At 55.8% G+C, this 24,439-nt stretch carries 26 protein-coding genes, 1 other RNA gene and 1 riboswitch; of the genes, 21 read left to right on the top strand and 6 right to left on the bottom strand.

Translation table 11 applies throughout. The features are described 5' to 3' along the window. Positions 1-17 precede the first annotated feature (17 nt). Both AB5Y92_RS14330 and AB5Y92_RS14325 read right to left on the bottom strand, forming a co-directional pair. Positions 18-1,379: a Do family serine endopeptidase gene (locus tag AB5Y92_RS14330; RefSeq protein WP_005336295.1), complete on the bottom strand. Its 1,362-nt coding sequence runs from the start codon at positions 1,377-1,379 to the stop codon at positions 18-20. An 81-nt stretch (positions 1,380-1,460) separates the two neighbouring features. Further along, complete coding sequence (locus tag AB5Y92_RS14325; protein ID WP_164535922.1) at positions 1,461-1,841, bottom strand: YhcB family protein; 381 nt, start codon at positions 1,839-1,841, stop codon at positions 1,461-1,463. A gap of 140 nt (positions 1,842-1,981) precedes the next feature. Here AB5Y92_RS14325 and zapE point away from each other — a divergent pair, with 140 nt between their 5' ends. From zapE to AB5Y92_RS14285, 8 genes are all read left to right on the top strand, one after another. Continuing rightward, the gene (gene zapE / locus AB5Y92_RS14320) at positions 1,982-3,076 is read left to right on the top strand and encodes a cell division protein ZapE (protein WP_368227007.1); all 1,095 of its coding nucleotides are present in this window, start codon (positions 1,982-1,984) and stop codon (positions 3,074-3,076) included. A 266-nt stretch (positions 3,077-3,342) separates the two neighbouring features. Next, complete coding sequence (gene rplM, locus AB5Y92_RS14315) at positions 3,343-3,771, top strand: 50S ribosomal protein L13 (RefSeq protein ID WP_005336289.1); 429 nt, start codon at positions 3,343-3,345, stop codon at positions 3,769-3,771. 15 nt (positions 3,772-3,786) lie between these two features. Continuing rightward, complete coding sequence (rpsI, locus tag AB5Y92_RS14310; RefSeq protein ID WP_005336286.1) at positions 3,787-4,179, top strand: 30S ribosomal protein S9; 393 nt, start codon at positions 3,787-3,789, stop codon at positions 4,177-4,179. Positions 4,180-4,474: 295 nt separating this feature from the next. Continuing rightward, the gene (gene petA / locus AB5Y92_RS14305) at positions 4,475-5,065 is read left to right on the top strand and encodes a ubiquinol-cytochrome c reductase iron-sulfur subunit (protein WP_040068840.1); all 591 of its coding nucleotides are present in this window, start codon (positions 4,475-4,477) and stop codon (positions 5,063-5,065) included. A gap of 2 nt (positions 5,066-5,067) precedes the next feature. After that, positions 5,068-6,285, top strand: coding sequence for a cytochrome bc complex cytochrome b subunit (locus AB5Y92_RS14300; protein WP_040068842.1), 1,218 nt, complete (start codon positions 5,068-5,070; stop codon positions 6,283-6,285). Beyond that, positions 6,282-7,016, top strand: coding sequence for a cytochrome c1 (locus AB5Y92_RS14295; RefSeq protein ID WP_040068844.1), 735 nt, complete (start codon positions 6,282-6,284; stop codon positions 7,014-7,016). The genes AB5Y92_RS14300 and AB5Y92_RS14295 overlap by 4 nt, the downstream gene beginning before the upstream one ends. 87 nt (positions 7,017-7,103) lie before the next feature. Continuing rightward, positions 7,104-7,733, top strand: coding sequence for a stringent starvation protein SspA (gene sspA / locus AB5Y92_RS14290; protein WP_005336279.1), 630 nt, complete (start codon positions 7,104-7,106; stop codon positions 7,731-7,733). Beyond that, positions 7,730-8,155 carry a ClpXP protease specificity-enhancing factor gene (locus AB5Y92_RS14285; RefSeq protein WP_005336278.1) on the top strand — a complete coding sequence of 142 codons (426 nt, stop codon included), beginning with the start codon at positions 7,730-7,732 and terminating at the stop codon, positions 8,153-8,155. The genes sspA and AB5Y92_RS14285 overlap by 4 nt, the downstream gene beginning before the upstream one ends. 42 nt (positions 8,156-8,197) lie before the next feature. On the opposite strand, the gene dolP is transcribed toward AB5Y92_RS14285, so the two are convergent. From dolP to AB5Y92_RS14265, 4 genes are read right to left on the bottom strand one after another with little or no spacing between them, the layout of a single operon-like run. Continuing rightward, complete coding sequence (gene dolP, locus AB5Y92_RS14280) at positions 8,198-8,776, bottom strand: division/outer membrane stress-associated lipid-binding lipoprotein (protein WP_005336277.1); 579 nt, start codon at positions 8,774-8,776, stop codon at positions 8,198-8,200. Between the two features lie 4 nt (positions 8,777-8,780). Next, positions 8,781-9,371: an SIS domain-containing protein gene (locus AB5Y92_RS14275; protein ID WP_005336275.1), complete on the bottom strand. Its 591-nt coding sequence runs from the start codon at positions 9,369-9,371 to the stop codon at positions 8,781-8,783. Positions 9,372-9,380: 9 nt separating this feature from the next. After that, complete coding sequence (locus AB5Y92_RS14270) at positions 9,381-9,773, bottom strand: YraN family protein (protein ID WP_085941981.1); 393 nt, start codon at positions 9,771-9,773, stop codon at positions 9,381-9,383. Then, positions 9,694-11,481, bottom strand: coding sequence for a penicillin-binding protein activator (locus tag AB5Y92_RS14265; protein ID WP_368227006.1), 1,788 nt, complete (start codon positions 11,479-11,481; stop codon positions 9,694-9,696). Before AB5Y92_RS14265 ends, AB5Y92_RS14270 begins: the two co-directional genes overlap by 80 nt. 199 nt (positions 11,482-11,680) lie before the next feature. On the opposite strand from AB5Y92_RS14265, the gene rsmI reads away from it, so the two are divergent. From rsmI to fliGL, 13 genes are all read left to right on the top strand, one after another. Continuing rightward, positions 11,681-12,514 carry a 16S rRNA (cytidine(1402)-2'-O)-methyltransferase gene (gene rsmI / locus AB5Y92_RS14260; RefSeq protein WP_236367736.1) on the top strand — a complete coding sequence of 278 codons (834 nt, stop codon included), beginning with the start codon at positions 11,681-11,683 and terminating at the stop codon, positions 12,512-12,514. Positions 12,515-12,671: 157 nt separating this feature from the next. Continuing rightward, positions 12,672-13,058: RNase P RNA component class A (gene rnpB, locus AB5Y92_RS14255), an RNA gene on the top strand. 227 nt (positions 13,059-13,285) lie between these two features. Continuing rightward, positions 13,286-14,158 carry a lateral flagellar motor switch protein LfiM gene (lfiM, locus tag AB5Y92_RS14250; RefSeq protein ID WP_368227005.1) on the top strand — a complete coding sequence of 291 codons (873 nt, stop codon included), beginning with the start codon at positions 13,286-13,288 and terminating at the stop codon, positions 14,156-14,158. 8 nt (positions 14,159-14,166) lie between these two features. Then, positions 14,167-14,544 (top strand): lateral flagellar motor switch protein LfiN, encoded by a 378-nt coding sequence (gene lfiN / locus AB5Y92_RS14245; RefSeq protein ID WP_019444828.1) that lies wholly within the window; start codon positions 14,167-14,169, stop codon positions 14,542-14,544. Continuing rightward, complete coding sequence (gene fliP / locus AB5Y92_RS14240; protein ID WP_257700061.1) at positions 14,544-15,278, top strand: flagellar type III secretion system pore protein FliP; 735 nt, start codon at positions 14,544-14,546, stop codon at positions 15,276-15,278. Before lfiN ends, fliP begins: the two co-directional genes overlap by 1 nt. A gap of 1 nt (position 15,279) precedes the next feature. Beyond that, a complete protein-coding gene (fliQ, locus tag AB5Y92_RS14235; protein WP_005336246.1) occupies positions 15,280-15,549 on the top strand; it encodes a flagellar biosynthesis protein FliQ in 270 nt (89 codons plus the stop codon). Next, positions 15,546-16,328, top strand: a complete 783-nt coding sequence (gene lfiR, locus AB5Y92_RS14230) for a lateral flagellar biosynthetic protein LfiR (protein WP_368227004.1) — start codon at positions 15,546-15,548, stop codon at positions 16,326-16,328. The genes fliQ and lfiR overlap by 4 nt, the downstream gene beginning before the upstream one ends. Beyond that, a complete protein-coding gene (flhB, locus tag AB5Y92_RS14225; RefSeq protein WP_005336244.1) occupies positions 16,325-17,461 on the top strand; it encodes a flagellar biosynthesis protein FlhB in 1,137 nt (378 codons plus the stop codon). The genes lfiR and flhB overlap by 4 nt, the downstream gene beginning before the upstream one ends. Before the next feature lie 3 nt (positions 17,462-17,464). Beyond that, complete coding sequence (gene lfhA, locus AB5Y92_RS14220; protein WP_064335284.1) at positions 17,465-19,540, top strand: lateral flagellar biosynthesis protein LfhA; 2,076 nt, start codon at positions 17,465-17,467, stop codon at positions 19,538-19,540. Positions 19,541-19,714: 174 nt separating this feature from the next. Then, a riboswitch (cyclic di-GMP riboswitch) is annotated at positions 19,715-19,802 on the top strand. A gap of 135 nt (positions 19,803-19,937) precedes the next feature. Continuing rightward, the gene (gene lafK / locus AB5Y92_RS14215; RefSeq protein WP_257700064.1) at positions 19,938-21,323 is read left to right on the top strand and encodes a lateral flagellar response regulator transcription factor LafK; all 1,386 of its coding nucleotides are present in this window, start codon (positions 19,938-19,940) and stop codon (positions 21,321-21,323) included. A 3-nt stretch (positions 21,324-21,326) separates the two neighbouring features. Next, complete coding sequence (lfiE, locus tag AB5Y92_RS14210) at positions 21,327-21,653, top strand: lateral flagellar hook-basal body complex protein LfiE (protein WP_005336241.1); 327 nt, start codon at positions 21,327-21,329, stop codon at positions 21,651-21,653. 17 nt (positions 21,654-21,670) lie between these two features. Then, positions 21,671-23,419 carry a lateral flagellar M-ring protein FliFL gene (gene fliFL, locus AB5Y92_RS14205; protein ID WP_368227010.1) on the top strand — a complete coding sequence of 583 codons (1,749 nt, stop codon included), beginning with the start codon at positions 21,671-21,673 and terminating at the stop codon, positions 23,417-23,419. Next, complete coding sequence (gene fliGL, locus AB5Y92_RS14200; protein WP_005336238.1) at positions 23,406-24,434, top strand: lateral flagellar motor switch protein FliGL; 1,029 nt, start codon at positions 23,406-23,408, stop codon at positions 24,432-24,434. The genes fliFL and fliGL overlap by 14 nt, the downstream gene beginning before the upstream one ends. The last annotated feature ends 5 nt before the right edge of the window (positions 24,435-24,439 follow it).

Here is a 24,439-nt window from a genome sequence, read left to right as displayed (position 1 = left end):
GGCGAACAACTTGAGCGTTAGCGGATCACCAGATAGAGCGAGGAGTCGCCACGCTGGATGTTGAGCGCCAGCACGTCAGGCTTGTTCTTGAGCGCCTTGGTCAGCTCGCCCAGGGTGTTGATGCGCAGGCGGTTGACCCCGATGATGATGTCACCCTTCTGCAGACCGGAAGCAGCTGCCGGAGAGCGAGGATCAATATCGGCCACCGCGACACCGGAGACCGGATCGGTAGTGGTGCTCAGCTTGGCCCCTTCCAGTGCCGGATGCAGCGCGCTGGCGCGTACTTCGCTGTCATCGGCCTGCTTCAGGGTCACTTTGGCAGTTTGTGACTTGCCATCGCGGATCAGCCCCAATTCGACCTGCTTGCCAGCGCCCATGGTGGCAATCTTGGCGCGTAGCTCACCGAAGGAGCGAACCGGTTTGCCATCGATGCTGACGATGATATCGCCGGCCTTGATGCCCGCCTTGTCGGCCGCCGAATCAGGCATGACCTGATTGACGAAGGCACCATCCTTCTTGTTGTAACCGAAGGTTTTGGCAATGTCGGAGGTGAGCTCGGTGCCGGTAATACCCAGCTGGCCGCGACGCACTTCACCGTACTTGACGATCTGCTCGGTCAGATCCCGCACCATGTTGGAAGGGATGGCAAAGCCGATGCCGATGTTGCCGCCGTTCGGGCCCAGAATCGCGGTGTTGATACCGATCAGCTCGCCACGCAGGTTGAGCAGGGCACCGCCGGAGTTACCGGAGTTGATGGCCGCATCGGTCTGGATAAAGTTCTCCAGATTCTCGATGTTGAGGCCGCTGCGACCCAGCGCACTGACGATACCGGAGGTGACGGTCTGACCCAGACCAAACGGGTTGCCGATGGCCAGCGCATAGTCACCTACCCGCAGCTCGTCGGAGTCGGCGAACTTGATCTGTACCAGATCCTCGGCCTTGATTTGCAGCAGGGCGATGTCGGACTGCTTGTCTTCACCGATCTTCTTGGCCGCGTACTCACGACCATCCTTCAGGTTGACCTTGATCTCGTCCGCCTCGTGAACAACATGGGCGTTGGTGATCACGTAACCCTTCTTGGCATCGACGATGACACCGGAGCCGAGCGCTTGGAACGGCTGCTCGCTCACCTGTTCATCGGGCATGTTGGGGCCGAAGAAGAACTTGAACTGTTCCGGCAGACGCTGACGGGTAATTTTTTTGCCAGAAACCGAGATATTGACCACCGCCGGGGTGACCTGTTCGAGAACAGGCGCCAGGCTTGGCATCTCCTGATTTGAACCTAACAGGGAAGGCAGTGCAGCCTGAGCAGGGGCCGCAGACATGGCGATACCGACACTGAGGGCTAGCACACTGAGCATGGAAAGAGGTTTACGCATATGAAAAACAGCTCCCAGAAAAAGTTGCATTGCAATCGTCAAGGTCAGACCACGGGACTGGCCAATTAGTTCCGCGAGGAACTAGTTTGGTTGCTTGAGCAGTCCGGAAGAGGCACCAGCATAGTCGCGAGGCGGAACGCCCGGCTCTTCTGCCACATTGGCAGGGGCTTCTTCTGCCAATGACTCGCGGAACAGCGGTTCCTGCGCCTTGGCCAGGAATTTGCTCTGCTCGGCCATGTGGCGATAGAGGGTCTGATACTGCTCGGCCAGTTGCTCCATCAGGGCGGCACTGTCGGCGAAGTGGCTGTTGATCTGGCCCTGATAACTCTCGAGCTCCTTGTGGGCCTTCTTCAGTTCCTGTTCGAGACGGCCAGCATCGCGGCTACGCACCGAAAAACGGCCGAGAACGATACCGATAATCAAGGCCGCGACAGCCAGCAGGATCCCAGTTAACAGACTCATAGATGCTCCTTGTTACAGCTAAAACAGAGTGGGTTTATGCGGTCGTCATAACCGCCATGTCTTGATGGCACTATACCGTGCGTCCTGAGGCCGTGATACCATTTTGTCCTCGATTCAGGGACTTGGAGAGGCGCTCAAGGATGACACCGCAGCAAAAATACCAGCAGGATCTGCTGCGCCCCGGCTTTGTGGCCGACCCCGCGCAGGGGATGGCCATTAGCAGGCTGGAGCGACTGTATCAGGATTTGCTACGGCGCCCGACTCCGACCAGATCTCGAGGGCTGCTGGGTTGGCTGCAAAAGCCCAAGCCGCCGGAGCCTGTCCTCGGTATCTATATGTGGGGCGGAGTGGGCCGAGGCAAGACCTGGCTGATGGATACTTTTTTCGACAGCCTGCCGGGGACGCGCAAGATGCGCAGCCATTTCCACCGTTTCATGCACCGCATTCACGATGAACTGCAGGGGCTGAGCGGGCAGTCCGATCCCCTCAAGCTGGTGGCCAGCAAGCTTGCCAGTGAAACAGACATCATCTGTTTCGATGAATTTTTCGTCTCCGACATCACCGATGCCATGTTGCTGGGAACGCTGTTTCAGGAGCTGTTTGGTCACGGTGTCGTGCTGGTCGCCACTTCAAATATTCCGCCGCAGGATCTTTATCGCAACGGGCTGCAGCGAGCCCGTTTTCTGCCAGCTATCGAGCTTATCGAGCGTCATTGCGAGGTACTTAACGTGGATGGCGGTATCGACTATCGCCTGCGTACGCTGGAACAAGCCGAGATTTATCACTGCCCGCTGGATTTGCAGGCAAAAGCCAATCTTGACCACTATTTTCAGCAATTAACCGGTGGGCACACGGCTTGCGAGGGGACGTTCGAGGTCAATCATCGTCAGCTGGCGTCGCTCGGGATGGGGGAAGGGGTGCTCTACATGGAATTTGAGCAACTTTGCTGTACTCCCCGCTCCCAGAACGACTATATCGAGCTGGCCAGGCTGTTCCATACCGTTCTGCTGGCCAATGTTCAGCCAATGGGCACAGGCACGGATGACGCGGCTCGCCGCTTCATTGCCATGGTCGATGAGTTCTACGAACGGCACGTCAAACTCATCATGTCGGCGGCGGTTCCCATGACAGAACTTTACGGCGAAGGGCTGCTGAATTTCGACTTCAAACGCTGTCTTTCACGGCTTCAGGAAATGCAATCGCACGAATACCTTGCCAGAGTGCACCTTCCTTAGTCACAATACCGCGCCTGCCAGTCGGATGGGCATCTGCGGCAGGTAGGGCCGGGCGACATTTGCTGGTTTCATGGCAGTGAAATTAGCAGGTGATATTTAAGGCAACTTCACTTATAATCGCCCGGCCCACGTTACAGCTGTCGATAAGACAGCAACACTTTAAGCTTTACTTGTATTCGAAGGGGTACAGGTAGGCCATCGTTTGTTGTTTGTGGGAGAGCCCCCATAAGCAATTGGGTCTGTAACAGGTAATTGGGTTTAACTTAATGAAAACTTTCGTTGCCAAGCCAGAAACCGTAAAACGTGACTGGTACATTGTGGACGCAGAAGGTAAAACTCTGGGTCGTATCGCAACCGAGATCGCTGCTCGTCTGCGTGGTAAGCACAAAGCTGAGTACACTCCGCACGTTGACACCGGTGATTACATCATCGTTGTAAACGCTGAGAAGGTACACGTAACCGGTAAGAAATTTACCGACAAAATGTACCACGCTCACTCCGGTTTCCCGGGTGGTATCAAGTCAATCAGCTTCGACAAGCTGATTCAGCGTAAACCGGAAATGGTAATCGAAGCAGCCGTCAAAGGCATGCTGCCGAAAGGTCCTCTGGGCCGTGCCATGTTCCGTAAACTGAAAGTTTACGCAGGCGCCGAGCATGCTCATGCTGCTCAGCAACCTCAAGTACTGGATATCTAATCGGGAACTGGCAACATGGCAGAAAATCAATACTACGGTACCGGCCGTCGCAAAAGCTCCACTGCTCGCGTATTTATCAAAGCGGGTAGCGGCAAGATCGTAATCAACCAGCGCTCCCTGGAGCAGTACTTCGGCCGTCCGACTGCCCGCATGGTAGTTCGTCAGCCGCTGGAACTGGTTGAGATGACCGAGAAACTGGACCTGTACATCACCGTTAACGGTGGTGGCATCTCCGGTCAAGCTGGTGCGATCCGCCACGGTATCACTCGTGCTCTGATGCAGTACGACGAAACCCTGCGTTCCGAACTGCGTAAAGCTGGCTTTGTTACTCGTGATGCCCGTAAGGTTGAGCGTAAGAAAGTTGGTCTGCACAAAGCTCGTAAGCGTCCGCAGTACTCCAAGCGTTAATTCGCTTTTGGTACTCACTCTTTCGAGTGTCAAAAAAGCCTGGCGGTTGCCAGGCTTTTTTTATTGGTAATATTACCGACATCAATGCTAACCACGCGTCACAAAAGACAAAAAATTGTTTCTTTATTGTTTTCATTGCTCACCGCTCTTTCTTGTCAAGTTGTTATCTTTTCTTTAAAATTTCCCCTGTTTTCTGTGGCAATTGTAAATCCAGCTTCCGCCGCTGTTGTCACGGGAAAAATGGGGAACAGGGACACTATAAGAATGTGCGGAGTCCACATGGGAGAGTTTTTGGATGAGCAATGCGCCAGTTGATACCGGTCGCCGCAGATTTCTTACCTGGTCAACGGTTGCCGTTGGTGGGGTAGGAGCTGCGTTTACCGCAGTGCCGTTTATAAAGTCATGGAATCCGAGCGCCAAGGCCAAAGCAGCCGGTGCGCCGGTTGAAGTCGATATCAGCAAGTTGGAACCGGGTCAGCTCATCCGTGTCGAGTGGCGAGGCAAGCCTGTCTGGGTGGTGAAACGCACCAAACAGACGCTGGATGCCTTGGCCGCGCATGATGACAAGCTGCGGGATCCCTCATCTGAAGAGCCGCAGCAGCCTGACTATGCCCATAACGGGTACAGATCGATCAAGCCCGAAATTTTTGTCGCGGTCGGTATTTGCACCCACTTGGGGTGTTCACCTTCCTATCTGCCTGACAGCTTTGGCGAGCAGGTGCAGGGCGTTACGTCCGGCTTCTTCTGCCCGTGCCATGGCTCCAAGTTCGACATGGCCGGCCGTGTGTTCCAGGGGGTGCCTGCACCGCTGAACCTGGTCATTCCGCCCTATCAATTCATTAATGACACCACCATCCTGGTCGGTGCCGATGGCAAGGAGGCCTGACCATGTTGAGTAAACTGATGGGCTGGATCGATTATCGATTCCCGCTCACGGCCATGTACAACGACCACATGGCCAAGTATCCGGCACCGAAGAACCTGAACTTCTGGTACTTCTTCGGCTCGCTGGCCATGCTGGTGCTGGTTAACCAGATCATCACCGGTATCTGGTTGACCATGAACTACAACCCCTCTGCGGAAGGTGCGTTTGCCTCCGTGGAGTACATCATGCGCGATGTGGAGTACGGCTGGCTGCTGCGTTACATGCACTCAACTGGTGCGTCTGCATTCTTCATCGTGGTCTATATGCACATGTTCCGCGGCATGATCTATGGCTCTTATCAGAAGCCTCGTGAGCTGCTGTGGATCTTCGGCATGCTGATCTTCCTGGTGCTGATGGCGGAAGCCTTTATGGGCTACTTGCTGCCCTGGGGTCAGATGTCATTCTGGGGTGCCCAGGTCATCATCTCGCTGTTTGGCGCCATTCCGGTCATCGGTGACGATCTGACCCTGTGGATCCGTGGTGACTACGTGATCTCCGGTGCGACCCTTAACCGCTTCTTCGCGCTGCACGTCATCGCGTTGCCGCTGGTGCTGGTGATGCTAGTTGCCATGCACATTCTGGCGCTGCACGAAGTGGGCTCCAACAACCCGGACGGTATCGACATCAAGAAGCACAAGGACGAGAACGGCTGGCCGCTGGATGCGGTGGCGTTCCACCCTTATTTCACCGTCAAGGACATGATCGGTGTGGCGGGCTTCCTGTTCTTCTTCTGCGCCATCATTTTCTTCAAGCCGGATATGTGGGGTTACTTCCTCGAGAAGCCGAACTTTGAAGTGGCCAACGGCTTGAAGACTCCTGCTCACATCGCGCCTGTGTGGTACTTCACCCCCTTCTACGCGATTCTGCGTGCGGTACCTGACAAGCTGCTTGGCGTCATCATGATGGGCCTCTCTATTGTGGTGTTGTTCCTGCTGCCTTGGCTGGATCGCTGCAAGGTGCGTTCTGTTCGCTATCGCAGCAAGCTGCACAAGCTTAACATCGCCCAGTTCGTGGTCTGCTTTATCATCCTGGGGGTGCTGGGTGTACTGCCGTCGACGCCGACCCTGACGCTGGTTGCCCAGATTTGTACCTTGGGTTATTTCGGTTTCTTCGTGCTGTTGTTCTTCTACAGCAAAAACGAACGCACCAAGCCGCTGCCGGAGAGGGTTACATTTAAATGAAAAAAATAATATTTGCAGTGCTGACCCTGCTGCCATCACTGGTGTTTGCCAATGCTGGGGCCGTGCATCTGGACAAAGCCAATTATGATCTGAGCGACAAGGCATCCCTGCAACGTGGAGCTGCCACCTTCATGAACTATTGTGCAGGCTGCCACTCTACCCAGTATCAACGCTACAACCGGGTTGCTGCCGATCTGGAGATCCCCGAGGAGCTGATGAAGGAGAACCTCATCTTCACCGGCGCCAAAGTGGGTGATCTGATGAAGAGCGCCATGTCCGAGAAGGATGCCGCCAAGTGGTTTGGTGCTCCCCCTCCGGATCTGACTCTGGTTGCCCGGGTACGTGGTGCGGACTGGATTTACACCTATCTGCGTTCTTTTTACGTGGATCCGACTCGTCCGTTTGGGGTGAATAATGTGGTGTTCCCGTCTGTGGGTATGCCTCATGTGCTGGAGCCGTTGCAGGGAACCCCCCGTGCCGAGTTCGTCACTCACACGGTCGATGGAGTCGAGACCCAGCAGGTTGTCAGCATCAAATCTGACGGTAATGGTGAAATGGATGACGAAGAGTATGATCAGACGGTACTGGATCTGGTAAACTTCTTGGTCTACTCGGCTGAACCGGTACAACAGGAGCGTGAACGCATGGGCTTCTGGGTGCTTGGTTTCATCGTGATCTTCTTCATCTTCACTGTGCTGTTGAAGAAGGAATTCTGGCGCGACGTTCACTAAGCGACCAGATACGGGTAATATAATGCACGGCAATGAAGACCAAGATGCTTCATTGCCGTTTCTGCTTTTTAATGACGGGAGGGTTCAATGGCTGTAGCTGCCAATAAGCGTTCGGTAATGACGCTGTTTTCCGGTGCCAACGATATGTTCAGCCATCAGGTGCGTATTGTCCTGGCGGAGAAGGGTGTTAGCGTGGATATCTGCCAGGTTGATCCAGCCAATCTGCCGGATGAGCTGGCCGAGCTGAACCCGTACAACTCTGTACCGACCCTGGTTGATCGTGAGCTGGCACTCTACACCTCGCGCATCATCATGGAGTATCTGGACGAGCGCTTCCCGCATCCGCCCCTGATGCCTGTTTACCCGGTTGCCCGTGGTAACAGCCGTCTGATGATGCACCGCATCGAGCTGGACTGGTACTCACTGGCCGACAAGATCATGGCCGGTACCGATGCTGAAGCGGCACGCAACGAACTGCGTGACAACCTGCTGGCCATCGCGCCGATCTTCGGTGAAATGCCCTATTTCATGAGCGAAGAGTTCGGTCTGGTGGATTGCTACATGGCACCGCTGCTGTGGCGTCTGCCGAGCCTTGGCATCGACCTGACCGGTCGTGGCGCCAAAGAGCTGAAGGCCTACATGGTTCGTCTGTTCGAGCGTGAGTCCTTCCAGGCTTCCCTGACCGAAGCCGAACGCGAGATCCGTGCTGGCGTATGAGCATGGAACCGACAATGACACCGAGCCGCCCGTACTTGTTACGGGCGTTCTTTGACTGGTTGCTGGACAACGATCTGACCCCTCATCTGGTGGTCAACGTCAACATTCCCCATGTGATGGTGCCGATGCAGTTTGCTCAGGACGGGCAAATTGTGCTGAATATTGCGCCCCGAGCCGTGATGCAATTTCACATGGATAACGAGGCTATCAGCTTCAGTGCTCGCTTTGGCGGGGTCTCCCAGCAGGTTTACATCCCGATGGCAGCCGTACTGGCTATTCATGCCCGGGAGAACGGCGTGGGCACCATGTTCCCGCCTGAGCCGGGTTACGATATCTGGCTTGAGCAGGCTGAAGCGCCGGTGGAGCCTGAGCCGGAACCGCCACGTCCAAGCGGTCGTCCGACCCTGAAGGTGATCAAATAAAAAACGCAGCCGATTGGCTGCGTTTTTTATGTGTGGTCGAGCTTAGTTCTGGGCGAACTCGAAGGCCTTGATCACGCGCTTCACGCCGGTGACATGGCGGGCGATGTTGACTGCCTGCTCTCCCTCTTGGCGAGTCACCAGACCAATCAGGAACACCTCGCCGTTCTCGGTGACCACCTTGACCTTGGTGCTGTCGAAATTCTTGGTGCCGAACATGTCGGCTTTCACCTTGGAGGTGATCCAGGAGTCATTGCTGCGAGTGGTGAAACTGGCAGGTTGGCCGATGCGCAATTCGTTGTAGACGTGGCGAACCCCTTCGATGCGACTGACAATTTTGCCCGCCTCAATCTTGTAAACGTCAGAAGGTGTCTGGCCTACCAGCAGGACGCGGCCATTGTTGCTGTAGACGCTGATCTTGCTGGCTGCGCTGAGCGGCTTGTTGTCGGCCAGCAGATTGGCCGCTTTCAACTCGATGGTCTGGTCATCCCATTGCGCGCCCAGCGTTCGGCGATCGCCAGAGGCCTTGGCAGTCCCAGCGGCGCCGCCAACAACCAGGGCTGCGCAGCCTTGCAGCAGCAGGGTGCTAACCAGCAGACCGAGCAGGATAGTGTGCTTTTTCATGGTTTCAATCTTCCTGTTGCGGGAAAAGTGTCTGGTCGATGAGATCACACAGGCAGTGCAGGGTCAACAGGTTCACTTCCAGAATGCGAGGGCGACGGGCGGAGGGAACACGGATCTCCACATCGTTCGGGCCGAGCAGACCTGCCATTTCGCCACCGTCACCCCCGCTCAGCACCACTATGGTCATGTCGCGGGAGAGGGCAGCCTCGGCGGCCTTGATCAGGCTGCGGCTGTGGCCGGAGGTGGTGATGACCACCAGAATGTCGCCAGGCTGGCCCAGCGCGCGGATCTGCTTGGCGTAGACCTCTTCAAAACCGTGGTCGGTGGCGATGGCGCTGATGGTTGCCATGTCCGGGGTCAGGGCCATGCCGGGCAGGGAGGGGCGCTGGGTCTCGTAGCAGTTGACCAGCTCGGAGATAAACAGCTGCGCCAGTGCGGCAGAAGGACCGTTACCGCATGCCAGCACCTTGTGGCCATTGAGCAGGCAGATGGTGATCATCTGGGCTGCAGTATGGATGGCATCCGGCAGCGCCTCGGCGGCGGCTATCTTGGTCTGGATGCTTTCGGTGTAGTTCTCTTTGATGCGGTCAGTCATAGGGTCCTCTTAAAATGCGTTCTGGATCCAGGCTGGCTGGTCGCCCTCGAACGCAATCACATCGAATCGGCAGGCCTGATTGGCCTCGTTGATGGCATGTTGCTTCAAATAGTGGCGCGCTGCCAGCATGATCTTGTGCTGTTTGCTGCGGGTGACCGAGCTGGCGGCCCCGCCATGGCTGCCGGTGGCCCGGTAGCGCACCTCAACAAACACCAGGGTCTGGCCCTGGTGCATGATGAGATCTATTTCACCGCCACGACAACGGTAGTTGCGAGCTACCGGTTGCAGGCCCCGAGCCTGCAACCAGCGTTCAGCGACTTGTTCAAAGTGCTGTCCCTTGCTCGTTGGTGAGGGGAACAGGCTCGGCAACTGCTGGCGCATCCGTTTCCATAGTTCCTTCATTGGAGGGCTCCTCCAGCTGCTGAACGGCGTTCTCGTCGACCAGTTTGCCGTTCTGGTAAGTACCCCAGCTCAGCATCCGCACAATATTACCTTGGGCATCCACGCTCAGCTGACCGCTCATGCCGGCCTGCTGCATGCCACCCACCTTGCGCATCTGCTGCAGGTTCTCAGCCAGGCTGACGGCATCGTAGCCCATGGCAAACAGACGCAGCAGGTCACCCTGGGTCTGCGGCCAGAGCAGGGCGATCTGCTCGCGCTGTTTCTCGTAGCCGCCCAGCAGCAGCGGCATATCGGCGATATGCATGCCGTTGAGCTCGGAGGCGACCTCGGTTGCGGCGCTGTCGTAGCCACGGGAGCTGGTGTAGATAGGCAGGCTGCCCATCGGATTGACCGATACATCCACGTAGGGCTTGATCATCCGCGTTTCCAGGCTGTTGGCCACCACATAAACGGCATCGATGCTGCGCGGTGCGGCATCAGAGAGTTGCACCACTTCACCAGCTCGGGCGGTAGAGCGGCCACTCAGGGCATTCTTGACCATCCCCTGTACTTCGTTGCGGGCACCGAAGGTGGCAACCACCGGCTTATCCTGGCTCAGGGTGGCCCAGCTCTGCTCGAACGCCTTGATACTGCTGTAACCGATCCGACCCTGGGCGGCGATCAGCAGCGGTTTACGGTAGCCCTGGGTGTAGAGGTACTGGGCTGCCTGCGCGGCATCTGCGGCGGCAGAGAGGGAGAAGTAGTAGGTGGTGTCGTTGACGACCGGCTTGTCCAGCTCGTTGAGCGCCAGTACCGGCACGGTCGGATTGGCCTTGAGCAGCTCCTCGACCCGGTCTTTCAGCAGCGGGCCGATGATCATGTCTGCCCCTTCCTGAATCGCCTGCTTATAAAGGTCGCCGGTCGACTTGCTCTGGGTGTCGTAGAAGTTCAGGGTGAATTGCCCCTGATTTTCCTTATAAGACATCAGCATACCGTTACGGATGGCGGCGCCCTGCGGCTCCAGATTGCCGGAGAGGGGCAGCAGCACAGCGATCTGTTGCACCGAGGTGCTGGCAGTGGCAGCCAGATCGCCCAATCCTGCCGGCATATCTTTCTGGGCCGGATGGTTGGGGAAGTCGCGCTTCCAGCCTGCCAGTTGGCGGGCCAGCAGGTTCGGCTGGGCGCCAAACTCGTTGACCAGTGCCGCCAGTCGCAACCAGCCGGTGGTCACATCAGGGGCAGGTGCCTCTTCCAGCGCTTGCAGGGTGGAGGGGGTCATGCTTTTGAGCAACGACCAGATCTGCTGATGGTTGGTCGCCTGCTCGCTCTGATTGAGGTAGGGCTCCAGTGCAATCAACGACTTGGCTGCGCCAAACTTGTTGTTGATGTCTAGCTGCAGCACCACGCGCTGGCGATACCAATCCTTCTGGGTATCGACATCCAGCACCACCTCGGGTTTGCCTTCCAGCAGGATCAGTGCCTGATTGGCGTGGCCTTGCGCCAGCAACAGATGGGCTTGCAGCAGTTGCAACTGCGCCTTCTGAACGGGATCCTTGGCCTGCTTCTGCAATTGCTGGAACAGTGCCGAGGCCGGTTTAGCCTGGCCCAGCGCCAGATAGCTGCGTGCCGCCAGCATCTGCCAGGTAAAGGCCTCGGCCGGCTTGGCAGGGTCCACCTGCTCAAGATACCACTGGGCATTCTTGGTCAGATTGGAGAACGCAGAGGGCATGCCTGACTGCCCTGACGGTTGATTGGGCTCCGACGCACAGGCGGCGAGCAGTACTGCCGCGAGTATGATGCCGAAGAGTCGTGATACACTTAGCTGCTTTGTAACCCGGTTCAAGTTCATTCCCCGACCAGTGTTGAAGTTCCCCATAGTGTAAACGGGCCAATATGGCGACACAATTGTCGGGGCACTCGGAGATCCCATGAGTGACATCCCAACCCTGTATATAGTCCCCACTCCGATCGGCAATCTGGCGGACATCACCCAGCGTGCATTGGACATTTTACGCAGTGTCGATCTGGTGGCAGCCGAAGATACCCGTCATACCGGTATCCTGCTCAGCCACTACCAAATCTCGGTGCCGACCTTCGCCCTGCACGATCACAACGAGCAGCAGAAAGCCGATGTGCTGATCGGCCGGATCAAAGAGGGCAAGAGTGTTGCGCTGGTCTCCGATGCCGGCACCCCGCTTATTAGCGACCCCGGTTATCACTTGGTCACCCGCTGTCGTGAAGCCGGGGTCAAAGTGGTGCCGCTGCCCGGTCCCTGTGCCGCCATTACCGCCCTGAGCGCGGCCGGTCTGCCCACCGATCGCTTTGCCTTTGAGGGCTTCCTGCCCGCCAAGAGCAAGGGGCGTGACGATCGCCTGCAAGCCGTTATTGAAGACACCCGCTCGCTGGTGTTCTACGAATCCCCGCGCCGTGTGCAGGATACAGTGGAAGCGATTGCTCGCATTCTCGGCGAGCGTCAGGTGGTGGTGTGCCGCGAGCTGACCAAGACCTTTGAGTCGATCCACGGTCTGCCAGCCTCCGAAATGCTGGCCTGGCTTGGTGAAGATGACAACCGCTGCCGCGGCGAGATCGTGCTGGTCGTGGCTGGCGCCTCCAAAGAGGAAGAGGATCTGCCGGCCGAGGCGATCCGCACTCTGGGGCTGCTGGTGGCCGAGTTGCCACTGAAAAAAGCGGCCGCCCTGACCGCCGAGATCCACGGTGTGAAGAAGAATGCCCTCTATAAATACGGTCTCGAGCACTATTGAGCCGATGAAATAGGTCAGTAGACTTTTTTCTGACCTGTGCAATCCCCCGAACCGGCGAGCATTCAGTCTGTAAACGATGGCCAAAGCGCGATAAATGGCTGTAAACGGGAATTGCCGGTTTACCCCGTGCGTATCGCAAGGCTATAATCCGCGCCTCGGAGTTGGCTGGGCAATCGCTGCTTCGTCGTTGTGTCTCTCGGGACAGACGGGCGGAGGGGAGGAAAGTCCGGGCTTCACAGGGCAGGGTGCCAGGTAACGCCTGGGGGGCGTGAGCCTACGACCAGTGCAACAGAGAGCAGACCGCCGATGGCCCGCAAGGGATCAGGTAAGGGTGAAAGGGTGCGGTAAGAGCGCACCGCGCGACTGGCAACAGTTCGTGGCACGGTAAACTCCACCCGAAGCAAGACCAAATAGGCCCCTATTGGCGCGGCCCGCGTTGGGGGCGGGTAGGTTGCTTGAGCCAGCGAGCGATTGCTGGCCTAGAGGAATGATTGCTACCCGGGGCAACCCGGTACAGAACCCGGCTTACAGGCCGACTCCGACCTCATTCCGCGTGAACCGTCACGCTAAAATCCCGGTGCCTAACGGCACCGGGATTTTTATTATTCACACCGAGATGCACCGCATGGCGGCTTTCTGGAATTTGTAATAAAGTTCTCACCCTTTTTGGTCGATATACGTCGGCTGGACTGTCTGTATCTATCACACTGCTGGCCTGATGAGCGACCCTGTGGCAGTAAGGCGAGATGAAATGGTTAAGGTGGATTATTAATGTCATCAAGCAGCGCAATGCTCACACCTTCCCGGCTGCTTAGCGCAGAACGGGGCAGAACCCTGCCTCATTATGATCTGTTGGGTGTCGAGCGGCTTAATCACGCCCGCTTGAAGCAGGTCAATGGCCAGTTGAGCACATTTTCCCTGCAAGCTGCGAGTTGTATGGCCCAGCTGTTCAACAGTGCGGAGTGCGAACTGAATTATGGCGAGTTTGCCTTTTCCGGCCCGGCAGAGACAGATGGCGCTGATATCTGGGTCGAAGCGAGAAGTCCGCTTGAACCACAGCGCGCCGTCTATTTCTCGATCGCACCTCTGGTCATCTATCGTCTTGCGGTCCTCTTTTTCGGCGGCACCTTGCAGCAAAAAGAGGAGCATGTTCAGTCTGGCAAAGGGCTGACCGATACCGAACAGCGGCTGTTATTGCGGCTTTGCCAGTATCAGGTTGATATCTGGTGTGCTTGTCTGGGGTTGGGGGATCTGAAGTGGCAGTTGCATGTCGTGCCACGGGATTCCATCGCCCACCGTCAGCTCTGGACCACGCAGGCAACCCTGCAGGCAGGTAATTGCACTCATCACTGGCAGATGTGGTTGCTTCCCCCCGAGGAGTCCATTTCTCCGGTCAGTCATTCATTGCCGGCAGGTCAGCTGGAACAGGCTCTGACTCATGTCCCGGTACGTCTGCGGGTGGTGATGGGCCAATTGTCCATGACGCTGGCTGATCTTGAGTGTCTCCAGGTGGGTGATGTGCTGTCACTGGACTTGCCTGAGGTGGTGCCAGCACTGATTGGCAGCCGTCCCTGCTTCAGTGGACGAATCGCAGAACACAAAGGCAGCTTGGTCTATCAGGTTGCGACGGTTGTAGAGGAGTAAATTGAATCATGAGCGAGCACAATATGAATGATCCGCTGGATCTGGATGGACTGGATCAACTGTTTGGTGACGACATCAGCATGCCTAGCGCCGCAGACTACTTGGCCCCCACCAGTAGCAGCAAACAACGGGATCTCTCCTTCTTTCGCCAGATCCCGGTCAAGGTGACGCTGGAAGTGGCCAGTACCGAAGTGCCGCTCGGCGATTTGATGCGCGTCGAGGAGGGGGCTGTCATTGAACTGGACAAGCTGGCGGGTGAACCGCTGGATGTGCGGGTGAATGGCCGTCTGCTTGCCAAGGGCGAAGTCGTCGTCGTGAATGGCAAATATGGTCTGCGCCTGGTCGATGTCATCGATACCAACCTGCTGGGCGGCATGGACGACTGATGCGCTATCTGCTGCTGACGCTGCTGTTATTTTCGCTGCCCAGCTGGGGGGCGGACATGACCCTGTTCTCGGTATCACCAGGCGCTTCAGGGGGTGAGGACTACAACATCAAGTTGCAGATCCTCTTCTTCATGACCCTGCTGGGTCTGCTCCCGACCTTGTTACTGATGATGACCAGTTTTACCCGGATCATCATCGTGCTGGCCATATTGAGACAGGCACTTGGCCTGCAGCAGAGTCCTCCCAACCGGGTGCTTATCGGCATCAGCCTCATCCTGACTGTGGTGATTATGCGACCGGTCTGGACGGACATGTATCAGAATGCATTTGTTCCTTATGACCAGAATGAAATAACCCTGTCAGAGGGGATCGCCAAGGCAGAAAAGCCCCTGCGCAAATTCATGCTGGCCCAGACCCGTGAACCGGATCTGGAGCAGATGCTGCGTATTTCTGGCGAACCAACTACGGTCGCCAAAGAGGATGTGCCTTTCGGGGTGCTGTTGCCCGCGTTTGTATTGAGTGAGTTGAATACCGCATTTCAGATTGGCTTTATGCTGTTTATCCCCTTTCTGGTGATCGATTTGGTGGTCGCCAGCGTCTTGATGGCGATGGGGATGATGATGCTCTCACCGCTGATCATCTCGTTACCCTTCAAACTGATGGTGTTTGTGCTGGTCGATGGCTGGTCGATGACCGTCGGCACCTTGGCTGCCAGCTTTGGTGGGGGAGGCTGATATGACCCCTGAGCAGAGCGTTGCCCTGGTTGGTGGCGCGGTCAATCTGGTGGTGACTATGGTCTCGGTGCTGATTGTACCGGGCCTGATCGTAGGTTTGGTGGTCAGTATTTTTCAGGCGGCCACCCAGATCCAGGAGCAGACGCTCAGTTTTCTTCCCCGTTTTATCGTGACTCTGATGACCCTTATCTTTACGGGTAACTGGCTGTTGTCGCAGATCACCACTTTGTTTCAGGATCTTTTTCTTAAAATCCCCGGGTTTATCGGATGAATTCGCTGCTGTCACTCAGTGCTGCTGACCTGACCGCATGGTTGGGACAGTGGTGGTGGCCGTTTATCCGGATCGGCATGGCATTCTGGGTGATGCCGGTCTTTGGGGATAGCCGGGTGCCTGCGCAAGTTCGCCTGATGCTGGCGTTCATCATCAGCCTGCTGCTCGCCCCCATGATGAAGGATATGCCGGTTGTCGATCCTTTCAGTGCCGGTGCGCTGGTCCTAGCGGTGGAGCAGCTGCTGTTTGGTTTGCTGTTTGGTCTGTGTGTCCAGTTGCTCTATATGGTGATGACCACTGCGGGGCAGATCCTCTCCATGCAGATGGGGCTCGCGATGGCGGTGATGAATGATCCGGTCAACGGGGATTCTGCCCCCATCATCAGTCAGGTCATGATGGTGTTTTGCGCCTTGCTCTTTCTGGGGCTAAATGGCCATCTGGTGGTACTGGATATTCTGGTGCAGAGCCTGCGTAGCTGGCCGCCGGGTTCATCTCTGGATCTGATCGATATGAAAGGTGTGATCGGCTTGTTTGGTTGGTCTATCGGTGCCGCCCTGTTGCTGACGTTGCCTGCCGTTGTCGCCATGTTGATGGTTAACCTGACCTTCGGGGTGATGAACCGGACCGCCCCTTCGCTCAATATCTTCTCTCTCGGTTTTCCCATGACCCTGTTGCTCGGGTTGCTCACCATGGCGCTCTCCATCAGTGGTGTGCCCTCCCGTTATCTGGATTTGGTTACCCATGTGCTTGAACAGCTGCGAGGCTTGACCCCGGCATGAGTCAGAACAGCGCACAGGACAAAACCGAAGAGGCCTCCAGCCAGAAACGCCAGAAAGCGAGAGATGAGGGGCAGATCGCCCGCTCAAAAGAGCTCAGTTCTGCCGGTTTGTTGCTGCTTGGCGGGTTGGTGATGCAGTGGATGGTGCCGGGGTTTGGCCAGTTCTTTGCCGAGTTGATGAAGCGTCCGCAGCGTTTTGACTGGCAAGGTGCCCGTGACCCGCAGATGATGATCCATTGGTTGGGTGAAGCGCTGATAAACATGCTGTGGGTGCTGCTGCCCCTGTTTGGTTTTCTGGCCCTGATGCTGGTGTTGCTCAGCATAGTGCCGGGCGGTATGGCGCTGACCTGGAAAAAGCTGCTACCCAGTGGCGAGAAGATGAACCCTTTGAAGGGGCTGGGGCGGATGTTTTCCAAGAACAGCCTGATGGAGTTGCTGAAGTCACTGCTCAAGGTGACGCTGATCGGCGGCACGCTGGCGTTGATGTTAAATCATCAATGGCCTTCTTTGTTGATGATGAACCGGATGCCCCCTCAGGCGGCCCTCGAACAGGCGCTACGGATCCTCTCCCAGGCATTTATTCTGCTGGGGAGTGTACAGATGCTGATTGCCGTGCTGGATGTGCCCTATCAGCGCTGGTCGCTTAACAAGCAGCTCAGGATGACCAAACAAGAGGTCAAGGATGAGCACAAGAACAGCGAAGGGCGTCCCGAAATCAAAGCCAAAATCCGCCAGGTACAGGGAATGCTTGCCCGCGCGCGTATCGAGCAGCGGGTACCGCAGGCAGATGTGATTATCGTTAACCCGACCCATTATGCGGTGGCCATAAAATATGATGCGGCTCGTGCCAATGCCCCTTTCGTTATTGCCAAAGGGGTCGACAGCATGGCCGAGCGGATCCGTCAGGTGGCCAAGCAGCATGACAAGATGGTGATGAGCTTGCCCGAGTTGACGCGAGCCATCTATCACTCGACCAGGGTGGATCAGGAAGTCCCTGCGGGGCTGTACACGGCAGTTGCCTATGTATTGAACCATGTATTGCAGTTAAGGGCGTATGAGGCAGGCAAGGGAAGGAAACCGACCCCTCTTGCCCCGTTATATGTACCGCCCGAGTTACGTCAACCTGAGAGGTAAGTTGTGAACTGGCGTGTATTCACCCAATCCTATACCGCAATTCCGCTGATGTTATTGGCCATTCTGGCCATGATGATCCTGCCTCTGCCCGGTTGGCTGCTGGATGCGCTCTTTACCTTCAACATCGTGTTGGCGGTACTGGTGTTGCTGGTATCCGTCTCGGCCCGCAGACCACTCGATTTCTCGGTATTCCCAACCGTATTGCTGGTTGCCACCCTGATGCGGCTGTCGCTGAACGTGGCCTCTACCCGTGTGGTGTTGCTGCACGGTCATGAAGGGCATGAAGCGGCCGGTAAGGTCATTCAGGCGTTCGGTGAAGTGGTGATCGGTGGCAACTATGTCGTCGGTCTGGTGGTCTTCGTGATCCTGATGATCATCAACTTTGTGGTGATCACCAAGGGTGGCGAGCGGATTTCGGAAGTATCCGCTCGCTTCACTCTGGATGCTATGCCCGGCAAGCAGATGGCCATCGATGCCGACTTGAATGCCGGTACCATGGATCAGCATCAGGCCAGGGCTCGCCGTGAGGAGATCGCGCGAGAAGCGGACTTCTATGGTGCAATGGATGGTGCTTCCAAGTTCGTTCGTGGTGACGCGATAGCTGGCATGTTGGTGCTGATCATCAACCTGGTGGGTGGGTTGGCCATCGGTATTTTCCAGCATGCCTTACCCGTTGCCGAAGCCTTCCAGCGTTATGCGCTGCTGACCATTGGTGATGGTCTGGTTGCCCAGATCCCGTCCCTGCTGATGTCGACTGCTGCGGCCATTATCGTGACCCGGGTCAGTGATGAGGGGGAGATGGCTGATCAGGTTGGTCAGCAGATCCTGGCATCGCCTCGCGTTATCTATACCTCTGCAACTATCATGCTGATCCTGGGTCTGGTGCCCGGGATGCCGATGCTCGCATTCCTCAGTTTCGCAGCTGTACTGGCCTGGACTGGCTGGAGTGTCAGCAAGCGAGCCGTCAATGTGCCGGATCTGGATGCAGCGCAAGAGCTGACTCGTCAAATGATTCAGCCTGAACAGCAGGCACTGGAGTGGCAGGATTTGCCGCCAGTCGATACGGTCGCCATCGAGCTTGGTTATCGTCTGGTGCCATTGGCTGAAACGGATAAAGGGGCTGAACTGCTTGCACGAGTGCGCGGGATCCGTAAAACCCTCTCCGAGCAGTACGGTTTTCTGCTCCCCGAGATCCGGGTGCGCGACAATCTGCAACTGCAGCCGGATCAGTACCGGATCAAGCTGTCCGGCGTCGCGTTAGCGATGGGGAATGTGGATTGTCAGCGCTTGATGGCCATCAGCAGTGGTGAGACCTATGGCGCTTTAGATGGCGAGTTGACTCAGGACCCGGCCTACGGCATGAGTGCGGTCTGGATCTCCCCTGAGCAAAAGGCCAAGGCACTTAATCTTGGTTACTCGGTGGTGGATTCGGCCACCGTGATTGCCACTCACGCCAGCAAGTTGTTGCGTGAACAACTTGATGCACTGTTTGGTCACGATGAAGTTGGCAAACTGGGCCAATATCTCGCCAGTCAGTCCCCCCGGTTGGCTGAAGAGCTGAATCTGGCGCTGACCCAAATGCAGCAATTGAGAGTGTTTCGTCAATTGCTAAAGGAGCAGGTCAGTCTTACCGATATACGAACCGTTGCCACGACGCTGCTGGATGCGAGCGAGCTGACCAAAGACCCTGTCTTGCTGGCATCCGATGTGCGCTGCGCCTTGAAGCGCCAGATTGTACGGCAGGCCATTGGTAATCGCGATGTGCTGGCCACCTTTACGCTGGATGATCGCCTTGAGCAGACCTTGCTGGCTGCCATGAATCAGTCACAACAGCAGGGCAAAATCCAGCTGGACAGCTTTCCGGTTGATCCACAACTGCTGGCCCAATTGCAGCAAAATATGCCGTTGGTGAAGGAGCAGTTGCAGCAGTTGGGACATGCCCCCGTATTGGTTGTTATGCCGCAACTGAGACCGCTTATGGCCCGTTATGCCCGGTCATTTGCAAAAGGCCTCAAAGTGCTTTCCTACAATGAGATACCTGAAGAGCTACGGGTGGAGGTAATTGGTACACTTGGTTAATTACTGTTGGATAAATATCCTGAAGGGAAGTGTTTTTTCCGCCCCTGCTTGAATTGCCGTATGAATACTATATGATGTGGCGAAAATTGACGCAGCAATGTGTGAAAGTTAAATAACAAAAACAATATTAATTGTGTTGCCACACGCTTAGCCCATCAGGCTGGGCGTGTTATCACATTGTAAGGGCAAACTGAACTGAAAAGTCAGGACGCAAAGCCTCCGGTCTAACAGCAGGAAAGCTAATGACAGCGGGGTTACCAAGGTGAGTTTGGATACAATTCCGTTACCATCTAGATACAAATTGCACTTTTGTAAGTGCGAATTTGTATTTCTCCTTTGTGTCTGATAATTCAGCTCTATTGATTGTTCTATCCACAATCACAGGTGTCGGACGTCTATGTCTTCGGGATTACCAATAAATACAACAATCGGGTTGTGTGGCGATAGCTTGGCTGGGCCCCATATATTATTGATTCAGCCGCTAATAGTTGCCGAAAATGAGGTTGAAAAAATCCTATCCAAGGAAGGCATCAGGGTATCAAGCGTTAATTCTGTTAAACAATCAAAGGGCATTATTGCTGATGGTAATGTCAATTTGATCCTGCTCGATATGGATGCTATGACCGAGCTTGGGCCGCGTATTCTGCGTGAATTCGAAGGACTTGATTGTGTCATCATGGTCAATGAGCACCAGGCCACTATTGCTGCGGAAGCTATGTGTGCCGGGGCTGTTGACTATATTGTCAAACCCTTCTGCCCCCAGCAATTGCTCGATGCTGTCCGTGGTGCTCTACGCCTTCGTCAGGCGATCCCCAATCTTATCGCTGTGTCGCCCATGAGCCTGCAGGTCTTGCAACTGGCCCGACGAGCAGCCAAAACTTCTGCCACCATTCTGATCGGTGGTGAGTCAGGAACCGGTAAAGAACGGTTGGCCCGTTATATTCACGAAATGTCTGCCAGAGCGGAAAAACCATTTCTGGCGATTAATTGTGCAGCAATTCCTGAGGCAATGCTTGAGTCAATTCTTTTTGGCCACAATAAAGGTGCATTTACCGGTGCTGTTTCTGCCCAGCCCGGAAAATTTGAGTTGGCTCAGGGGGGGACCCTGTTGCTGGATGAAATATCAGAGCTTCCTTTGAACCTGCAGGCTAAATTATTACGGGTGCTGCAAGAAAAAGAAGTTGAGCGACTTGGCAGCAATCAAACGATTGCTCTTGATGTTCGAATCATTGCCGCCAGCAATAAAGATCTGCGCAAACTGGTTGCATGTGGGCTATTTCGTGAAGACCTTTTCTATCGTCTGGATGTATTGCCAATGAATTGGCCCGCATTGCGTGAACGTCCTGAGGATATTATTCCGCTGGCCAACTACTTTATTGAGCGTTATGCATCCCAACAGGGCTATCGCCTGAGTGAACGTGCCTGTCAGTTGTTGCTGTCATATGAATGGCCAGGAAATGTACGAGAGCTGGATAATGTCATTCAACGGTCATTAATCATGGCGCGTGGTTTGCATATACAGTCCGTCGATTTGATGTTGCCAAATTGTATTCTTCCCGAAGAAACCGTCGCATCAGACACGTGGCATGCTCCCGAGGGGTTAAGTGAAACCCGGCGGCATGCCGAGTTCCAATTTGTATTAGAGACCTTGCGCCGCTTTCGTGGCCATCGTACCCGCACAGCAGATGCATTGGGCATGACAACCAGGGCACTGCGCTACAAGCTTGCGGCGATGCGTGAGCAAGGCATTGATATTGAGCAGCAGATTCAAGCTGAGGGATAAAAAGTGAAGATTCAGATGATGTCATCACAGGTGACGCTACTGCAGCAGATGCAGGAGATGCAGCGTGTCGCAAGCCAGACCCCTTCTATCGAATCCAATGATCTGTCGGGAGCATCATTTACCGATGCCATGCGGGATGTGGTCGGACGCGTCAATGAACAGCAGAATGTCGCGTCAAAATTAATGGCATCCGTAGATGCTGGGCAGAGCGATGATCTGGTGGGCGCCATGGTGGCGAGTCAAAAAGCCGGCTTGAGTTTTTCAGCCTTGATGCAGGTTCGCAACAAGCTGATGACCGGTTTTGATGACATTATGCGCATGCCGCTCTGAGGTAACAGATGACTGAACTGGTAACGTCTCCTCAGGGGGCAGCCCCTGATTCGCTCAAAATCAGGCTACAAGAGGGATTACGCAATTGGCGTACCCTCTCCCGTGACAACAAATCGATCCTGACCATTGCTCTGCTGGCTGCCATTGTGGCAGGCACCATAGTCGTTATCCTGTGGACCTCCAGCAAAAACTATGTACCCCTGTATGGCAAACAGGAACTATACGATACCGCCAACATCATGGAGATGCTGGAGAAAGAGCAGGTACCTTTCCGTCTGGAAAAGAGCACCGGTCAGGTACTGGTTCCTGAAAATCAGCTGGCTCATGTCCGGATGGCACTTGCTGCGCGAGGGGTGCGTGCAGCCATGCCGTCTGGTCTGGAAGGGCTGGACAACGTAACCGGACTGGGTACCAGCGAATTTATGGAAGGGGCGCGTTATCGTCATGCCCTGGAAGGGGAGCTGGCTCGCACCATCATAGCGCTCGATGCCGTGCGCAGTGCCCGTGTTCATCTGGCTATTCCGAAGCGCACGCTATTCGTTGGACGCGATGAGGAGAAACCGAGTGCATCGGTAATGCTCGATATGCAACCGGGCCAATCCATCGAAGCGGGTCAGGTCGAGGCGATTGCCAATCTGGTGGCGGGCAGTATCTCCGGAATGAAACCTGGCGCCGTGACCGTGGTTGATCAATCCGGCCAGTTGCTCAGCGCAGAGCTGGGGGACAAGGTCGGTTTTGGCAAGCAGAGCGTTCAACAGATGGAGTATGTCCGCAAGCTGGAACAATACATTCGTCAGCGTGCCAATGACATGCTCTATCCCATGCTGGGCAGCACCAATTTCAAGGTGCAGATTGCGGCAGACGTGAACTTCAACGCTGTCGAAGAGACCCAGCAGCAGCTCGATCCGCAAGGGGTGGTGACTCGCGAGTCCAATAAGTCAGACAAGACCATCGATGCGTTGGCGATGGGGATCCCGGGGGCGTTATCCAACCGCCCGCCTGAAACAGCGGCAAAAGATGAAAAGGCTGGTGCTGACAAAGGCAATGCCAATACCAATACCGCTACACAACAGAACGACACTCGTACCGAGCGTCAGGAAGTCAGCAAGCAGTACGAAAACAGTCGCACCATAGTGCACACCCGTTACCAGCAGGGACGTCTGGAACGAATTAACGTCTCCATTCTGCTCAATCAGCAGATCGCTCCGAAAGGTGGTTGGAGTGCCGAGCAACTGACACAGATCCGTCAGATGGTAGAGCGTGCTGTCGGTTTCGATGAGACGCGTGGCGATCAGATTAGTCTGCAGGCCTTCGATTTCAATGGTGCGGTACCAGTAGCTGCTCCCGAATCCAGCTGGTGGGAAACCCCTTATTGGCAAGACTCCCTGCGTTATCTGGTCGGTGGTTTGCTTGGCCTGACACTGGTCTTCTTCGGTATTCGGCCGTTGGTGAAACATCTGGTTCGTACCCAGCAACAGCCGGATATGGAAATGAGTGAGACTGAGGAAGATCTGGAGCCCACTGTCGGATTGTCCATGCGCAGGGATGACGATGATCCCCAGCTGACGTCTGCACTTTCAAATAGTCTGATCCGTACTGACAACAAGATGGAGCCCCAGTTCTCGTCACTCGATATGGAGTCGTTGCCGGAACCGGGATCCGAGCTGGAGGTTCAGCTAAAGCATTTGCAGTTGCTGGTTGAAAAAGATACCGCCCGGGTGGCGGAGGTTGTCAGAGCATGGGTGAGTGGCAATGAACAGCGTTAACTTGAATCAGAGTGCCGTCGATATCGATATCGACAACCTTGAGAAGGCCGCCATCTTGTTGCTGAGCATGGGGACCGAATCTGCGGCCAAGGTGATGCAGAAGCTCTCCCGCGACGAGGTGCAGCGTTTGATTTCCAAGATGGCCTCTCTCTCTGGCGTCAGTTCGATGGAGGCAAAGTGGACGTTGCAGCAGTTCTTCAATCACTACCGTGAGCAGAGCGGAATTGGCAGTGCTTCAAGGGAGTATCTGGAACAGACGCTCGATCTTGCTCTGGGGCAACGACTCTCCCGTAGTCTGCTCGACAGTCTGTACGGCGATGTGATGAGCCAGGATATCCAGCGTCTGCAGTGGGTGCCTGCCGATGTGTTGGCCCGTTTCTTCCGCAACGAACATCCCCAGATGCAGGCCGTGCTGCTGGCCTTCCTGCCGCCCCAGACCGCATCAGCCGTGCTCGATGCCTTGCCTGGCTCGGTGCATGACGATTTGCTGGTGCGCGTCGCCAGTCTCAGCAGTGTCAGTGAACATGTGCTGGGCGAGCTCAGGCTGACACTGGATCGTTGCCTCACCTACGTGGCAGATCAATCCGGTGCCAAGGTAAATGGGGTTCGGCAGGTAGCCGATATTCTCAACCGTTATCAGGGGGACAAGGAGCAGATGCTCTCCCTGTTGCGCGAACACGACGGTGACATGGCGCTGGAGATCGAGAAGAACATGTTCGATTTCATGGCGTTGCGCCGTCAGAGCGACGACACCTTGCAGCGGTTGGTGCAGGAGCTGCCCAGCGAATTGCTGGCATTGGCTCTCAAGAACACCGAAACCAGCTTCCGCAAGGTGGTGTTGGGTGCCATGCCGAAGCGGATGGCTCAGGCGCTGGACGATCAGATCCAGAACCAGGGCAGTGTCTCTTTGCGCAAGGTCGAGCAGGCAAGGGAAGAGGTCATGCAACTGGTCCGCGAGTTGGTGGAGCAGGGCGAGATCGAGTTCCAGCTGTTCGAAGAGCCCACCGTCAGTTAACAGGA

Source organism: Aeromonas sp. R1-1 (assembly GCF_040908495.1).
Classification (GTDB): Bacteria; Pseudomonadota; Gammaproteobacteria; order Enterobacterales; family Aeromonadaceae; genus Aeromonas; species Aeromonas veronii.
Note: the sequence above shows the minus strand (reverse complement) of the source record. Positions and strands in the feature narration are given on the sequence as shown.

Excerpts from the sequence above, each read along its gene's own strand:
- lfiR (WP_368227004.1), top strand. The coding sequence starts at position 15,546 with ATGAATTCGCTGCTGTCACTCAGTGCTGCTGACCTGACCGCATGGTTG.
- lfiM (WP_368227005.1), top strand. The coding sequence starts at position 13,286 with ATGTCATCAAGCAGCGCAATGCTCACACCTTCCCGGCTGCTTAGCGCA.
- AB5Y92_RS14330 (WP_005336295.1), bottom strand. The coding sequence starts at position 1,379 with ATGCGTAAACCTCTTTCCATGCTCAGTGTGCTAGCCCTCAGTGTCGGT.
- rplM (WP_005336289.1), top strand. The coding sequence starts at position 3,343 with ATGAAAACTTTCGTTGCCAAGCCAGAAACCGTAAAACGTGACTGGTAC.
- AB5Y92_RS14295 (WP_040068844.1), top strand. The coding sequence starts at position 6,282 with ATGAAAAAAATAATATTTGCAGTGCTGACCCTGCTGCCATCACTGGTG.
- AB5Y92_RS14275 (WP_005336275.1), bottom strand. The coding sequence starts at position 9,371 with ATGACTGACCGCATCAAAGAGAACTACACCGAAAGCATCCAGACCAAG.
- sspA (WP_005336279.1), top strand. The coding sequence starts at position 7,104 with ATGGCTGTAGCTGCCAATAAGCGTTCGGTAATGACGCTGTTTTCCGGT.
- AB5Y92_RS14265 (WP_368227006.1), bottom strand. The coding sequence starts at position 11,481 with ATGCCCTCTGCGTTCTCCAATCTGACCAAGAATGCCCAGTGGTATCTT.
- AB5Y92_RS14325 (WP_164535922.1), bottom strand. The coding sequence starts at position 1,841 with ATGAGTCTGTTAACTGGGATCCTGCTGGCTGTCGCGGCCTTGATTATC.
- AB5Y92_RS14270 (WP_085941981.1), bottom strand. The coding sequence starts at position 9,773 with ATGAAGGAACTATGGAAACGGATGCGCCAGCAGTTGCCGAGCCTGTTC.
- rpsI (WP_005336286.1), top strand. The coding sequence starts at position 3,787 with ATGGCAGAAAATCAATACTACGGTACCGGCCGTCGCAAAAGCTCCACT.
- fliP (WP_257700061.1), top strand. The coding sequence starts at position 14,544 with ATGCGCTATCTGCTGCTGACGCTGCTGTTATTTTCGCTGCCCAGCTGG.
- rsmI (WP_236367736.1), top strand. The coding sequence starts at position 11,681 with ATGAGTGACATCCCAACCCTGTATATAGTCCCCACTCCGATCGGCAAT.
- fliQ (WP_005336246.1), top strand. The coding sequence starts at position 15,280 with ATGACCCCTGAGCAGAGCGTTGCCCTGGTTGGTGGCGCGGTCAATCTG.
- dolP (WP_005336277.1), bottom strand. The coding sequence starts at position 8,776 with ATGAAAAAGCACACTATCCTGCTCGGTCTGCTGGTTAGCACCCTGCTG.
- petA (WP_040068840.1), top strand. The coding sequence starts at position 4,475 with ATGAGCAATGCGCCAGTTGATACCGGTCGCCGCAGATTTCTTACCTGG.
- AB5Y92_RS14285 (WP_005336278.1), top strand. The coding sequence starts at position 7,730 with ATGAGCATGGAACCGACAATGACACCGAGCCGCCCGTACTTGTTACGG.
- zapE (WP_368227007.1), top strand. The coding sequence starts at position 1,982 with ATGACACCGCAGCAAAAATACCAGCAGGATCTGCTGCGCCCCGGCTTT.
- lfiN (WP_019444828.1), top strand. The coding sequence starts at position 14,167 with ATGAGCGAGCACAATATGAATGATCCGCTGGATCTGGATGGACTGGAT.
- lafK (WP_257700064.1), top strand. The coding sequence starts at position 19,938 with ATGTCTTCGGGATTACCAATAAATACAACAATCGGGTTGTGTGGCGAT.
- fliGL (WP_005336238.1), top strand. The coding sequence starts at position 23,406 with ATGAACAGCGTTAACTTGAATCAGAGTGCCGTCGATATCGATATCGAC.
- flhB (WP_005336244.1), top strand. The coding sequence starts at position 16,325 with ATGAGTCAGAACAGCGCACAGGACAAAACCGAAGAGGCCTCCAGCCAG.
- AB5Y92_RS14300 (WP_040068842.1), top strand. The coding sequence starts at position 5,068 with ATGTTGAGTAAACTGATGGGCTGGATCGATTATCGATTCCCGCTCACG.